Origin of the sequence: Microbulbifer elongatus, from assembly GCF_021165935.1 — a bacterium.
Classification (GTDB): domain Bacteria; phylum Pseudomonadota; class Gammaproteobacteria; order Pseudomonadales; family Cellvibrionaceae; genus Microbulbifer; species Microbulbifer elongatus.
The window spans coordinates 2,266,533-2,281,538 of sequence record NZ_CP088953.1; the positions used below are offsets into that span (position 1 = coordinate 2,266,533).

Consider the following 15,006-nt stretch of genomic DNA (forward strand, 5'->3'; position numbering starts at 1 on the left):
AGTGTTGTCTTGCCGGCACCTTCACGGGTGCCGGCTTTTTTTTGGCCGGCTCCTTCAGTGATTTCCGCTCCCCATTACCTCACCGCTTATCCCTGTCGCCGACCTGTCTGACCAATCTCGCATAGTTGGCCGATAAAAGTCATAAGCGTATTGTTAGTGTAAACATCATGTGTTTAAATTGTTTGCAACTGGAATGAATCAATAAGCTTAAGGTGGGTGGTTGCTGGCGTCTTATGCTTGGCCACCCGCAAGGCAGGCAACAGGGGACTGAATATGGCACTGGCCAAACGTATGTACATCGGGGGCGAGCTGTGTGGTGACGGCTACCTGGACGTGGTCAATCCGGCAACCAATGAAGTGGTTGGCACGTTTGCCGAGGCGACCGTAGCCGATGCCCACAAGGCGCTGGAAGCCGCTCAGGCCGCTTTCCCCGGCTGGTCGACCACCAGCGTCGCCGAGCGCGTCAGCTGGATGCACAAGCTGCGCGATGCCGTGCTGGCCAATGAAACCCACCTGCGCGAGTGTATTCACCTGGAAATGGCCAAGCCCTGGGCGGCCACCAAAGACGACTACCAAATGCTGGTACACAGCCTGGAGTTTTACGCGGAAGAAATTACCCGCATGCATGCCGAGTCCCTGGTGGACCGCGAAGGCACCCACGTGCACACCCTGTCCCGTCAGCCCGTTGGCGTGGCGGCGGCCTTCCTGGCCTGGAACTTCCCGCTGCTGAACCTGGCCTACAAGCTCGGCCCGGCCCTGGCTGCCGGCTGCCCGATTGTGATCAAGCCGTCTTCCAAAACCCCGCTTTCCGCCTATGCGGTGGGCGAGCTCTGCGCCGAGATCGGCCTGCCGGCCGGTGTGGTCAATATTATTTCTGGTACGGACCACGAGATTGGCGATGCCATTTCTGCTTCTACGATTCCTGCGCTGCTGACTCTGATCGGATCCACTCAGACCGGGCTGCACGTCATGCGCACCGGTGCCACCTCTATTAAGCGCTATTCCATGGAGCTTGGTGGCAATGCGCCGGCACTGGTATTTGCCGATGCGGATCTGGATCTCGCCGCCGATGTGATCTGCGGTGTGAAGTACGCCAACTCCGGGCAGATCTGTGTAACGCCTAACCGGGTGTTCGTGGAAGCCGGTGTGGCGGACGCATTCCGTGAAAAAGTGCTGGCTCGTGCCGCAGCAGTAAAGGTGGGTTACGACCGCGACGGCGATATTGATATGGGTCCGGTGATCGATCAGCGTTCCGTACAGCGCATTGATGCGCTGGTTCAGGACGCAGTAGGGAAGGGCGCGACCCTGGTGCACGGTGGCAAGAAGCCGGAAGGGCTGGATGATAGCCTGGAGAAGGGTGCCTTCTACGCGCCGACGGTACTGGACGGCGTCAATAACAGCATGCGCCTGTACAGCGAAGAAGTATTTGGCCCGGTGATCAGCCTGCTCACTTTTACCGATGAAGATGAAGTGATGGTGCAGGCCAATGACACCGACGCCGGTCTGTCATCCTATATTTTCACCGCCGATATCGAAAAAGCAGAGCGCTGCGCGGCGCAGCTGCAATTTGGCGAGGTACAGATTAACGGCATCAAATATGCCATCGACCTGCCGCATTGTGGAGTCAAGCAATCAGGTATTGGTGTGGACTGCTCACACCTGGCACTGGACGACTACCTGGCACCGAAACGGGTGTCGCGCGCCATTAAAAAATAAAACTGAGAAACCTCTGAATAATTACTGCGCGAGCGCCTGGCGGCGCCCGGCTGTGCTCGGATGCTCACGTACTCAAGTACGCTCCGCGTCCTGTGCGCAGGCGGTCACCACCATCCACTCGCTCGCTACATTATTCAGAGGTTCTCTGAACTAATTTCCGAAATACTTCGGGATTGAGTTAGGGGTTAACTCCATGAAAATAACAAAAATCATCAGTCATGTACTGCAGTACGATCTCGAGGAGGAGCTCGGCTATTCACAGCAGTACTACTTGAAGCGCACCACCCATCTGGTGGAAGTGCAGACCGATGTGGGCATTACCGGTTGGGGTGAATGCTTCGGTGGCGGTAACGTGGCTTTTGCCAATAAAGCTATCGTGGAAAAAGTCATCCAGCCGATGATTCTGGGGATGAACCCTCTCAATCGGGAAGTGATCTGGCACACCGTCTACAACCTATTGCGGGATCACGGCCAGGAGGGTATGCCCATTCAGTCCCTGTCCGGTGTGGACATTGCCCTGTGGGATATCGCGGGTAAAGCCCTGAACCAGCCGGTTTACCAACTGCTGGGCGGTGCGTTCCGCGAACGTATTCCCGCGTACGGTTACGGCATGATGCTGCAGCGGGTGCCGGACCTGAAAGAACGCTTTGCCGAGGAAGCCGTCGCCATCCGCGAGAAGGGCTTCCGCGCAATGAAAATGAAAACCGGCCTCGGACACAAAAAAGATGTCGAGTTGGTGGAAGCTGTGCGCAACGCCATCGGTGACGAAGTGGGCCTGATGGTAGACGCCAACCATGCTTACACCACCCGCGAAGCCATCCCCATGGGGCGCGAGTTTGAAAAACTGGGCGTCGACTGGTTTGAAGAACCGGTAGCACCGGAAGACTACCGCGGCTATCGGGATCTGTGCGAAGCCCTGGATCTGAATATTTCTGGTGGTGAGTGTGAGTTTACCCGCTGGGGCCACCGCGAACTGATTCAGAATCGCTGCGTGGATATTCTGCAGCCGGAAGTCTGTGCTCTGGGCGGCATTACCGAGTACCAGAAAGTCCTGGCACTGGCCACGGCGAACTTTATTCCGGTGATCAACCATGTGTGGGGCTCGGCGGTGGCCGTGGGCACCAACCTGCACCTGCTGGCCGCACTGCCGGATCTGCCCGGTGCGGCGCATCCGGTACAGCCGATGCTGGAGTACGACACGACCCCAAACCGCTTTCGCGAAGAACTGCTCACCGAACCGCTGCGGATTCAGGAGCAGGTCGCAGAGAGCGGCGGTACGGTTGCGCTGCCAAAAGGCCCGGGTCTTGGTATCGAGCCAGACCGCGACTTTATCAAGCACTTTGAAGTCGACGCCTGATAGTTTGTCTTGATTGCGCTCAATTATTCGTAATTGTTGCAATGCTTTCGTTATTTGCCCCGGCGGTCTATCTGGCATCTTTCCAGTAGTCGACCGGGGTTTTTTTCTATCTGATGGATTAATCCATGCCTGAACACGTAAACACCTCGCCCGCATTGATCGGCGTCGACTGGGGCAGTTCCAACTTTCGTGCATTTCTGATGGATCGCAGTGGCGCCTTGTTGCAGGAAACCACCAGCCCGAAGGGTATGTTGACGCTCAGCCAGGAGGAGTTTGAGTCTTTTCTATTGGAACAAATTACCCCCTGGCTGGAAGGCGGCAAGCTGCCGGTACTGATGACCGGCATGGTCGGCAGTGCCCAGGGCTGGATAGATGCCGGTTACGTGGACTGCCCGCTGCTACTGTCGGCAATGGGTAAGACGCTGTGCCCGGTGGCAAACGGCCAGGGGCTTTCCATGGGCATTGTGCCCGGCGTGCGCGGCCGTTCCTTCAGTGGCTTTGCCGATGTAATGCGCGGCGAAGAGGTGCAGATTCTCGGTGCTGAATTACTGCAGGGCAGTGAAGTAGGGGACGGTGAAGCCATTGAAGGTGTACGCCTGTTGTGCCTGCCGGGCACCCATGCCAAGTGGGCGAGGGTAGGCCTGTGTTCTGCTACAAGCGGTGAGGCTGAGCCGGCGATTATGGATTTCGCCACCTGCATGACGGGCGAACTGTTCAACGTGCTGTGCCAGCACAGCATCCTCGGCCGACTGATTCCTGTTGATGGTGCGGGCAAGGCCGCAAGCCCGTTCCACCCTGCCGCGTTTGATCGCGGTGTCGGTGTGGCCGCGGAGCATCCGAACCTGCTGCATACCCTGTTCAGTGCGCGCAGCGCGGTGGTTGCGGGTGTCGTTGCCGATACCTTCCAGCTGAGCGCGGACGAAGTGCACAGCTATCTTTCTGGCCTGTTAATCGGTGCGGAAATGCACACGGTCACTGCAGAAATTGGCCGCCCAACCCATGTGACTCTGGTGGGTGGTGGCAACCTCACCGCCCTGTACCAGCGCGCACTCGAACTGCGCGATATTCCTTCTGCAAGCATCGACGGCAACAGCGCCGTGCGCCGCGGGCTGGTGGCCATTGCCAGCAATGCCGGCTGGTTATAACACATCAGAATTTTTGGAGAAAAACATGACCACAAACATACTGAATCCTTATCTTGAAGCACTGCCCCTGGTGGCCATTCTACGCGGTGTACAGCCCACCGAAGTAGTGGCAATTGCCGAGACCATCCGCGAAGCCGGATTTCGTATTATCGAAGTCCCGCTGAATTCCCCAGAGCCCTGTGCCAGTATCCAGGCACTGGCGGAAGTGATGGGCGACGATGTACTGGTCGGCGCCGGTACCGTATTGACCGTAGAGCAGGTGCGAGCGGTAGCAGAAGCCGGCGGTAAGGTGATTATTTCCCCAAATACCGATGTGGACGTGATTCGCGAGACCAAGCGCCTGGGGCTGATTTCCATGCCTGGTTTCTGTACGCCTACCGAAGCCCTGGCTGCTGCGGATGCGGGCGCCGACGCGCTCAAGCTATTCCCGGCAACCGCACTCGGCTCGCAAGGGTTCAAAGTGGCCTCGGCGGTATTCCCGGATCTACCGGTGCTAGCGGTGGGTGGCGTTTCACCGGAAAATATGCCGGAATATCTGGCCGCAGGGTTCTCCGGTTTTGGTCTGGGTTCCGGGCTGTATCGCGCGGGTATGACCGTGGCACAGGTGCGGGACAATGCCGTGGCCTATGCCTCTGGCTATCGCGCCCTGTCTGCCTGAGCGCAGGAAGGACAAGCGATGATGCCCGGTGTATCATTTTCCGCAAATTCTTCCAGGAGATTGATTCCCATGAAAACCATTCTTGCCGCCTACGCAACGGCACCGGTAACCGACGATTGGCAGCCAGAGGTGCAGACCCGGTACTTGGATGGCATCAAACAGCTGAGCAGTATCCGGGGTATTGAACACCCGTTTACCGGTCAGTTGCACCCGCACGATGATGACTGGTTTTTGCAGAACATCGACCCCACCTGGGATTTCGTGTTCACCGGTGTGCCGGGCATCATGGGCCGCCTGGGGAAAAACCCGCACTTTGGTATCGCTTCCGACAACCCGGACGGGCGTGCGGAAGGTATCGCCTTCTATCAGCAAATGCGTGCTGCGGTACATAAGCTGAATGCGCATCTCGGGCGCAAGGCGGTGGATTTTATTCAGTTGCATACCAGCCCAAACCGTACCGGAAGTGCATCTTCCGTGGCCTCGTTGGTCGAGTCGCTGAAAGAGATCCAGTCCTGGGACTGGGACGGAGCTGAGTTGGTGATCGAGCACTGCGACGCCTTTGTCGAGGGCGCACAACCGGAGAAAGGCTTCCTGACACTCGAGGAAGAAATTCAGGCGGTGTCAGAGGTCAACCGCGCTTGTGGTTGCGAAATCGGCCTGTCTGTCAACTGGGGACGCTCCGCGCTGGAAACCCGCAGTGTACAGGGGCCTCTACAGCACCTGCAGGCGGCGCGCGAGGCCGGGCTATTGCGCGGCTTTATGTTCTCCGGTATTTCTGATCAGGACACCCCTTATGGTGTATGGCGAGATACCCATATGCCACCGGCAGAAATCTTCGAAGGCGGAAGTTTCGCGGAGGGGTCCCTGTTGACCGCTGAGCAGATGAAGGCAAGCCTTGAGGTGGCAGACTGGTCCAGTCTGGATTTTATGGGTATCAAGATTGGTGTGCGCCCTAAGGATTTGGGAGCCGATGCTCGAGTGGCCTATAACCGCGATGCATTGGCGGCGCTGGATTTACTGACGAAGGGTTGATATCCCGCAGTATGTGTTTGGAAATCCAATAAAAAGGGGAGCAATTTGCTCCCCTTGTTCGTTGTTTGACTCAGAATTGCTCTCAGTGCCTCGTGGTTTTGATCTCATGTAAAGCGAGCTCGTCAACATAAACTAGCCCACCCTGTGGCTTGTTGGTAAAGAAGATGGTCACCTCAGTGGTGTTCGGGCCGGTAGTGAACTGCAGGCTCTTTTCATGCCAGCGGTTGAAGAAGTAGCGCACGTTTGAGGTGGCATTGCCGTGGTCTCTTACGCCCAGGTAGGCGTTGAACCATTGGTCTGTCTGATTGGTGTCGGCGCTATTGGCCCAGGCACTGACGATGTACGCCGTATTTGGTTTTACCGCTACCGTCTGTTCGATGGTGCCACCACGGGTCAGTGATGCCGCCTTGTTGCCATCTGATGTTACGTTGGTGGTGATGGTGGCGGGTCCGCTCCAGCCTTGCAGGTCATGTTCGAAGCTGGGGTTGGTCAGCAGGTTTTCCCGGTTCGGGCAGGCGCCGCCAGATTGTCCGTTGGTGCGCTGGTAGACGCGGCTGTAGTCAACGACAAAATCGATACCTTCGGCACCGTTAAAGTGTTCAGGTCGCAGGTCCCAGGCGCTGATTTCCCAGTCGAAGGTTTCCATATCGATCCACGGGCGCTGGGGGTTGGTGGCAACCCATGCATTGCCCATTTCTTCACGGGTAACGCAGTTTACCAGCGCGCCATCGATATAAATGGCGACATAGTTGGGATCCCACTCAAACCCGTACACATGGAAATCGTCGGCTACACCGAAATCAAAAATATGGTCGTTTTCCCAGATGCGGCGGCCGTAGGTGGAAGAGCCATTGCGCCAGTCGTGAAAGCTGGTGTGAAAGCGCTTGCCGGACCAGGGGTTGTTCGGGTTCCAGCCAAAGCTTTCGAAGGCATCGGTCTCACCGCCTACACCGGTAGTCCAGTAGGAGCTGGAAATGGGGCCAGGTGCAGCTTTGGAACGCATCTCCATATAGCCGTACAGGAAGGTGTTTTTGCCAAGCAATGCCGCGGTGGTAATGGGCACATCACCGTATTGCCAGTTGCCCTGGGAGTTGCCGCCGCCATTGCCGTCTGAAAAGTTATGGCCTGGATCCCAGCGGGATGTCATATACAGATAGCCGTTTTCTACCCGCACGTTATCCGGGTCATATTCGGACGGAGCCCGTCCGCGCCACTGTCCATTCCATTGGCCGTTTTCACCCTGATTGAACCACACGTCTCTATCAAAGCTTGAGCCATTAAATTCATCGGAAACACTGGGATTTATGACCCAGCCAGCGTTGTTGTCTGGGTCGGATAGTGGTGGGGGGATTTCCTGCGCGGTGGCTTGTTGGCCCGCAGCGACCGCCACGGTGAGCGCGAGAGAGGCTCTTAATTTCTTACGCATTGATTTACACCCTTAAGTTTTTTTATTTTTTCTGTTTGCACGATGCTGGCCCGGTATCTCACCGCTATTGGTGCCGGGCCAGCGTTTCGTCGTGGATGTCAGTGAAATGACGTTACTGGGACACTATGAGAGTAATCGCGTCCGTGATGGATGAGTCTGCCTTGGAGACAACCGTAATCGTGGCCTGTCCAGCACCCTGGGCAGTGATTAAACCGGACGTGCTGGGGCGGGCAATTTGCCAGCTGGACGATTGATAGGTTACGTTTTGCTGGTTTGCACAGCTCGGAGAAACGGTTGTATCCAGAGCCAGTGTGTCACCAACGTTTAGGTGAACAGTGCCTTCTACATTGAGCGCGATACTTTCCACCGGGACCCAGTTGGGTTGACCCGGGCCGCAGATGCTGTTGTCGGGCTCAGGCTCGGGTTCGGGCTCGGGCTCGGGTTCAGGTTCAGGTTCAGGTTCAGGCGGGGTCCCTCCAGCGAACGCCAGAAGGTAGTGATCCACGTTGAAGGCGTTTTGCCGGGTCGACACCAGGCGCGTGTTGGGCCGGCCATTGCCGAGCCAACTTGCAGGAATGTTCCCGTAGACATACGGGTCCGGCTGCATCGGCTGACGGCGCTCGTCGTACGGTGCCATTACGCCCGGGTGTAACGCCAACGCGTCGAGGTCAAGTCCGCCGCGTCCGTCAGCGGTGTGACAGCTCAAGCAGAAGGAGTTTCCACGGGACTCCGGGCGAGGGCGATCTGCCTGCAGTGGGCCTTCCGGGAAGTTGATCGCTTCACGAACGCCGACCATTCCGGCGGGAATATTCTGCAAGTGTGCGGCGTAGTCATCACTGTAGTCGTGATAGCACGCGTATTGCGAATAGGTGTTCTCCCCGAATTGCTGCAGGACAGTGCTGATTTCGTTGTGGGAGTCAGCCGGGAACCCATTGGCGCGCGTGCGCCAGTACGCAGGAGCATTGCCTGTGACAGCGGCGAGGGTACCTTTTGCGTGGTTACAGGCGACTTCTTTATTGACGGTTTCAGAAAATACTTTGAAGTCATCAATCCAGCCACGGAAGGAGGGGGTTCCGTGAGCGCCGGCGCCGATCGTCAGGGTACCCGGCTCGAGCGCGAATAGCGGTTGACCACTGGTAAAGGTATCCACCTTGTACCCGTTGATATAAGTCTCGATCGTGCGGTTTCCAACACTCAGCTGAAAGCCGAGATGTGCCCAGCCGGATAGCGGTATGGCGTCCACCGTGTTCAGGGTATGCACCTGCGCGCCGTTGCTATCGATAAAGGCAATGCGGTCGCTATTTTGCAGACGGACCTGAGAGCCATCGGGAAATTCGATTAGAGTGCGCTCTCCGGCATTGTCACGGCTATCTATAAAAATGCTGTAGTACCAGGGAGTTCCCAGTACGCTTTGCGGCTGCTCTGGTATTTCGTACTCCAGCCCGATGTTGTCGCCGTCCAGCCAATAACCTTTACCGGTAAATCCGCCGTTGGCGATAATTTCTGCGCGCCCATCTCCGGTCATTCGTGCACTGAGCGGTTTGTTCCAATACAGGGACGTCGCTGAATTCTGGATATGTCCGTCGAGGACCGCTTTTACGTTGTATCGCGTGTTGATCCTCAGCTGCTGCACCATATGCGAAACAATAAAGCCGTTTGCATTGACGTAGTCGTCAAACACGACCTCATCGGTCGAACGACCTGTACTCATCAGCCAAGTGACATCCGCGGGACTGATTGGGCGCATATTGTCGAAGTAATTGAAACGGTGTTCGTTCGAATCAAAAAAACTGGTATTTGGCACATTGCCATTGGGCATAACATCGATGTTGCGGCTACGGGTATCGCCGACACGTTTATATCCTTGATCCGCCCCATTGGGCTCATACAGCAATACTTCGCGATGTGCGGTTTCGCGCACGTCTTCCATGCTGTCCATATGATTGATCATACCGTCCAGCAGTACCATTTTGCCGCGTGTCCACAGCCCTAGAAGTGTGCGCCCGTTGAGCGGTGAATTTTCTGCACCGCCGGAGCAACCGCCATAGGTTGCCTGTACTTCTGGTGGGCAACGGGTAGGGAACCCGGCATTGGACAAGCGCCCGCCGATGGAAGTAAAGGTGATATTGGCACCACTCTTATCAATCCAGGGGTAGGTGCCAAAACCGAAGCCATCGGGAAGTACCAGGCGCTCTCCCCGGTTGTCCAGGGTCTCGAAGGGGTGCATGGCGAAACCATAACGGGTGTTAATGGTGTCATCGTAGGGGGCGTGGCCAATCGGGTAGCGGTCGGTGAACTGGCGTACGTCACAGGCTTCAAAATTGTCGGGGTTGTCGTTTACGTAGTAGACAATATCCGATCGGGCGGAACGGGTACCTCCGTCCGGGTGGCGCCAGGAAAAGGACGCATTGTCCGTACGGTGTACGAGCAGGTGGCCGTCACCGGTAATGCTGGGTTCAAAAAACGACCCTCCGGGAAAAGCCACATTGCCTTCCACGGTATTGCCGGCGGTGATTTCGGCAATGTGTGCATCGGCGGTTTTGGGGTTTTCAACCCGGATGTGCACATCAGTACCGGCCAGGTGGCGATTTTCCAACTGGGTGATAACAACCAGGTCATAGCAATCGTCTGAACCGTCTACGCCACACGCATAGGGGTTCGCGTTATCCCGGTGGGGCGCGGCGGACGGGTCATCTGAAAGATCCCCGGAAGGGTCACACAGCGTCATGTGGCCGGACGTGCCTCGGATCGGAATATCTCCATCCGGTTGCATTTCATAGGAGTACTCATGGCGACTCATAATTTCCATACCGGCAGGGGACTCGAGAAAGGGCTCGTTGATGTTTTCCGGTTTTAGCAGACGGAAATACACCCCGCGATAGGGCCGGTGGGTTAGCCCGACCCGGCTGTCTTTGCTGGTGGTGAGGGGGGGGATGTAAGGGTTTAGCCAGTGCCGATGGGTACCGCCAGGCACATGGCCCTCTGCCATGTGAATGGTGCGGTCGATACTGGGTCGTTCTGGGGCTGCATGACCATAGCTCGCTGTGAGTGCGAGCAATACGGCCGGCACGTAAAGTCTCATCGCTAGTTGCCTCCGGGCATTATTTTTATGTAAGTGCTCAAAAAAACCTCGGAAACGGAGGTTTACCGCATTTGAGGAGGGCTCCCTGACAGAGAGAGTAATGAAAATGTAGCATTTAGCCAAACATCATACTAATGATATTGTGTTATGTGGTGCACACTTTTCGTGCAAGGACGCTCTCTCTAGTGGATTATTGCGTCAGATCGGAAGAATATTGCGAGCCAAAACGTATGATGTTTAAATAAGTGGCATGACCCTGATTTCGAGGCTCCGTGTGAACCCGATGGGTAATCAATGCGAGATCTGAAAACCAATAACAGCCAAAGTCACGCCTGGATCGAGAGAAAAATGAAAAAGACATTGTTGTGCACCGCCATTGCTGCGCTTTTGCCGCTGGGCCTGGGGGCCTGCTCCGAGCAGAAACTGGAAGCCGCCGCACTGGAAAAGCCAGCCAGTGAGAGTGTGGCCAATGTCAGCCCACTGGAAGCCACTGCTTTGGACAAAATCGGCACTCTCGAGGCGCAGGTAAAAGAAGCACAAAGCAAAGGCCTGGATGTTACCCGGGAAGAAACCACCCTCTGGTTCGCCCGGGAGTTCCTGAAGTTTGCCAACTGGGACGAGCAGAACCGCGATGCGGTGGCCTATATGTTCGGTGCCTACGCCCCCTACGAAGATAGAAAAGAGCAGTTGGCGGATGAGCTGCCGGACTTCGAGCGCAGCAAAGTCATCGAAATCCTCGATGCGAGTATTGAAGAGCTGGGTAAAGTCATCGACGGTTCGATCAAGCGGCGCCCGGTGCCCAAGATTGACTGGGAAAATATCGAAGTCAGCGACAATATGCTGCTGAGCAACGGCAAGCCCGCGTTTCTATACGACTATTTCTCCAAATCCGTCGGCCGCCCGCTGACGGATACCGCGGTGTACAACGATCACCTCGGTGCCATTTATCACGGTGGTGAAAACCTCTACCCGGTGGATCACGACCGCGCCATCAACTCCTTCCTGCTGAAAGAAGACGGCACCTTTGATGAAACCTTGATGAAAGAGGTTACCGACATCGACCCGAGCAATGTCGGCTTCCTGATTTACTGGAACATGGGTATCCCCGAGTGGGTGGAAAAGAAAGAGCCGGAGGTACGCCTCGGTCGCTCCCTGTTTACCGGCTATGACATCGACAACCCGCTGGTGCGCGATGTCTGGGGCAAGATCGCCAGCCATACCGGTGAGCTGACCCGTGGCAAAAAAGTGACCCAGCTGGGCTATATCCTCGCCAATGAACCCCACTGGTTTAGTGAAAAAGGCCACTGGAGTCAGAATTTTCAGGAAATGAACGCGATCAGTTCCTACACCCTGGATGCTTTTCGCAACTGGCTCGACGGAAAATACCGGGGTGACATCAAGGCGCTGAACGGTAACTGGGATAGTGACTTTGCGAGCTTTGATCGCGTACAGATCGAGATTCCCATTGACCCCGCCATTCGCGGCACGGCCAAGTGGTACGACTGGTCCCGCTACAACATGGACCGTGCCATCAACTGGTTTACCTTCCTTCAGGGGGAGCTGCGTAAGGGCAATCCGGAGGCGGATACCAGTATCAAAATCATGCCTGACATGTTCACGGAAAACGCACGCTCCCACGGTATTGATGTGGAGGCGCTCACCGATCTCACCTCAATGATTGGCAACGATGCTAAAACCCGCGAGACGCGCGCGCTGAACCGTAATCAGCCGGAGCCCTGGGAAGCGCATTACAGCTGGTTCTGGGAAGAGATGAGCATGAGTTACGACTTTATGGAGTCGGTCTCGCCGGGGAAAATCCACGTAAACAGTGAAAGCCACTTTCTCTCAGCGTCCTGGTGGCGGGAGCTGGATTCCAGTGTAGATTACGTGCATAGCGTTTATTGGCTGGCGACCCTGCAGGGGATGGATGCCAATATGGCCTGGTTCTGGGCCCGTGACCCGGACGGCTCTCCGGAAGACCGTCTTGAGGGCGAGATGAACTTCTTCGACCCGGCACTGGCGGGTTCCTTTGCCGGCTCGGTCAACCAGCAGCCGCATATTGCCAACGCCTATACCCAGGTGATGTACGACCTGAACAGCTTTTCCGAAGAAATTATCGCGCTGCGCGAACAGCGCCGTCCCATCCGCCTGTTTTATTCGGAAACCTCGGCCATCAATAAGCCAAAGCATATGAGCGAACAGTGGAAAGCCTACGAGAGTCTGTTCTTTGACGGCTTCCCGGTGGGCTTCGCCACCGAAAATATCATCAACAAACAGGATCACAGTCAGTGGGATGTGATTGCGGTGCATAGCACCCAGTATGTCACCAGCTCCGAGCTTGACGCCCTGCAGGGCTACCTGAACCAAGGTGGTACCGTGATCGTGGACAGCGCGGAAAGCCTGAGCATGGACGAGTACGGCAAACCGCACAAAAAAGCGCTGGAGCAGGGCAAGGGCAAACTCATTGTTCTGAATAAAAAGAACGACGTTGCCGCAATGCGTGAAGCCGCGCTCGACGAGGCTGCAGCGAGCCTGCCGGCCATCAACCTGGTGGAAGACAATGGCACCGAGCACAAAGGCACCACCTGGCGTGTGGTGCAGCAGGATGACGGCTCCTATCTCGTCAGCATCCTGAATATCGGCAAGCACACCGCCAAGCTCGACCTGAGCCTGGACGGCGCCGATACCATTGCCGTAACCGACCTGTTTACCGAAAACGAGATGGGCACCCAATTCGAACTGGCGCCGAAGGGCGTGATGTTACTCCAGGTGGCCGCACGTTAGAGAGAGGTGTTCTCGAACGTTATTACGTTAGTCTTCACGAAATGAGACCATTAGTCTCTTTTCGTGAAAGAGATTGCGCGGATCAAGAATATTCTGTTGTCCGTCTAAAGGTATAATGTTTAAATAGATTCCATGAGTGAGTTAATCTATTACGACCTGAAGCGCGCCCCCACCATGTCTCCGAGTCTGTCTGTCCAGGTGGCTCGTGAGCTTGGTCGGAGAATCGTTTCCGGTGCCTTCGAGCCGGGGAGCCTGATTGATGATGAGGCGGCTCTCGCGGAGCGCTATCAGGTAAGCCGGGTGGTGGTACGCGGTGCGGTAAAGATTCTGGTAGGGAAGGGCCTGCTGGACGTTCGCCGTGGGATCGGTACCAAAGTGCGGCCGCGCAACCAATGGATTCTATTGGATGACGATGTACTGGCCTGGCACCTTTCCGCGCCCCCCAATCCCGCGTTCCTCAAACAGTTAATGGAAATTCGTCTGGCGTTTGAGCCCAAAGCGTCCCGCTGGGCCGCGGAGCGGGCAACGCCAGAAGATCTCGCAGAAATTGAAGCGGCCTGTAACCGGATGGCGGAAGAGCGCGGTTCTGCAGAAGACTTTGTGATTGCAGACTCGATGTTTCACCGCGCTATCATCAAGGCCGCACGCAACAGCATTTTGACGGCGATGGAAGGGGTGATTTACTCGGCTCTGCTGGTGAGTATCCGCGTAACCAACAAAGATCCGCGGGAGAATGGTGCCTCGGTGCCATTCCACCGGGAAGTGTACGAAGCCATTGCCGCTGGTGATGGCGACAAGGCCGAGCGGCTCACTGATAACCTGCTCCGGGATACCAGCCGGCGGTTAAGCCTGGAGGAGAGTGAAGTCTGATCGCTTTTTAAACAGTTTGACTGAAAATCTCAGGTTTTCGATTTCCTGAAACGACCTGCCTGGCCTCCTGCCGACAAATCTGTTGGCAAGTTCTACATGCTATGTTTATATGCGTCGCATGAGTGAACTTCTTTATTACGATCTTAAACGCTCGGTGTCCATGTCGCCGAGCCTCTCCGTTCAGGTGGCTCGCGAGTTGGGCCGCCGCATCGTTGCCGGTGCCATCGACCCGGATACCCTGTTGGACGAAGAAAACACCCTGGCCGAGCGCTTCAAGGTCAGCCGGGTGGTGATCCGTGATGCGGTTAAGATTCTTGTCAGCAAGGGGATGCTGGATGTACGGCGGGGAATCGGCACTCGAGTGCGCCCGCGCAACGACTGGAATCTGCTGGACGACGATGTGCTGGCATGGCACTTGTCAGCGCCCCCCAGCCGTGAATTTCTTATGCAGCTTCTGGAAATTCGCCTGGCATTTGAGCCCAAGGCGGCACGCTGGGCGGCAGAGCGCGGCAGTAAAGAAGATATCGAGGCGATCAAGGAGGCCTGTGATCGTATGGAAGCTGCGGTTGGTTCCTCGGAAAACTTTGTGGTGGCAGATGCCCTGTTCCATAAGGCGATTCTTCACGCTGCCAATAACGAGATTCTGACCGCAATCGAGGGTGTGATTTATTCAGCGCTGCTGGTGAGCATCAAGATCACCAACCAGACTCAGGAGAGTAACCTCAAGTCGATTCCATTTCACCGCAGCCTCTACCAGGCAATTGCTGCCGGCAAGGCAGAGAAGGCGGAGAAAATGGCGGGGGATCTGCTGGGAGATGCGGCTGAGCGTTTGCGCAAGGAAATAGAGGCTGGCAAAGAGTAATTGCTGAGCGGATATGATGAAAACGCCTGTCTGCCGAGCGGCCCTACGAGGCGCCGCTCGGCAGACAGGCGTTT

Annotated in this window: 10 protein-coding genes; 8 read left to right on the forward strand and 2 right to left on the reverse strand. The window is 56.2% G+C overall.

Translation table 11 applies throughout. From position 1 onward, the window contains the following. Positions 1-273 precede the first annotated feature (273 nt). The 5 genes from LRR79_RS09190 (at position 274) to LRR79_RS09210 (ending at position 5,908) form a co-directional block, all read left to right on the forward strand. The gene (locus tag LRR79_RS09190; protein WP_231756927.1) at positions 274-1,716 is read left to right on the forward strand and encodes an NAD-dependent succinate-semialdehyde dehydrogenase; all 1,443 of its coding nucleotides are present in this window, start codon (positions 274-276) and stop codon (positions 1,714-1,716) included. 193 nt (positions 1,717-1,909) lie between these two features. Then, positions 1,910-3,073: a mandelate racemase/muconate lactonizing enzyme family protein gene (locus tag LRR79_RS09195; RefSeq protein ID WP_231756928.1), complete on the forward strand. Its 1,164-nt coding sequence runs from the start codon at positions 1,910-1,912 to the stop codon at positions 3,071-3,073. A 125-nt stretch (positions 3,074-3,198) separates the two neighbouring features. Further along, the gene (locus LRR79_RS09200; RefSeq protein ID WP_231756929.1) at positions 3,199-4,218 is read left to right on the forward strand and encodes a 2-dehydro-3-deoxygalactonokinase; all 1,020 of its coding nucleotides are present in this window, start codon (positions 3,199-3,201) and stop codon (positions 4,216-4,218) included. Between the two features lie 25 nt (positions 4,219-4,243). After that, positions 4,244-4,876: a 2-dehydro-3-deoxy-6-phosphogalactonate aldolase gene (locus LRR79_RS09205; protein WP_231756930.1), complete on the forward strand. Its 633-nt coding sequence runs from the start codon at positions 4,244-4,246 to the stop codon at positions 4,874-4,876. A 69-nt stretch (positions 4,877-4,945) separates the two neighbouring features. Next, the gene (locus LRR79_RS09210; RefSeq protein WP_231756931.1) at positions 4,946-5,908 is read left to right on the forward strand and encodes a DUF4862 family protein; all 963 of its coding nucleotides are present in this window, start codon (positions 4,946-4,948) and stop codon (positions 5,906-5,908) included. Between the two features lie 82 nt (positions 5,909-5,990). Here LRR79_RS09210 and LRR79_RS09215 read toward each other — a convergent pair whose 3' ends face one another. Together LRR79_RS09215 and LRR79_RS09220 are read right to left on the reverse strand one after the other, a co-directional pair. Beyond that, positions 5,991-7,334, reverse strand: coding sequence for a family 16 glycosylhydrolase (locus LRR79_RS09215; protein ID WP_231756932.1), 1,344 nt, complete (start codon positions 7,332-7,334; stop codon positions 5,991-5,993). A gap of 112 nt (positions 7,335-7,446) precedes the next feature. Continuing rightward, positions 7,447-10,416, reverse strand: coding sequence for a LamG-like jellyroll fold domain-containing protein (locus LRR79_RS09220; RefSeq protein WP_231756933.1), 2,970 nt, complete (start codon positions 10,414-10,416; stop codon positions 7,447-7,449). 348 nt (positions 10,417-10,764) lie between these two features. Between LRR79_RS09220 and LRR79_RS09225 the strand changes: the two genes are divergently transcribed. From LRR79_RS09225 to LRR79_RS09235, 3 genes are all read left to right on the forward strand, one after another. Beyond that, a complete protein-coding gene (locus LRR79_RS09225) occupies positions 10,765-13,200 on the forward strand; it encodes a glycoside hydrolase family 42 (protein ID WP_231756934.1) in 2,436 nt (811 codons plus the stop codon). Between the two features lie 132 nt (positions 13,201-13,332). Beyond that, the gene (locus LRR79_RS09230) at positions 13,333-14,070 is read left to right on the forward strand and encodes a FadR/GntR family transcriptional regulator (RefSeq protein WP_231756935.1); all 738 of its coding nucleotides are present in this window, start codon (positions 13,333-13,335) and stop codon (positions 14,068-14,070) included. A gap of 118 nt (positions 14,071-14,188) precedes the next feature. Beyond that, positions 14,189-14,932 carry a FadR/GntR family transcriptional regulator gene (locus LRR79_RS09235; protein WP_231756936.1) on the forward strand — a complete coding sequence of 248 codons (744 nt, stop codon included), beginning with the start codon at positions 14,189-14,191 and terminating at the stop codon, positions 14,930-14,932. The last annotated feature ends 74 nt before the right edge of the window (positions 14,933-15,006 follow it).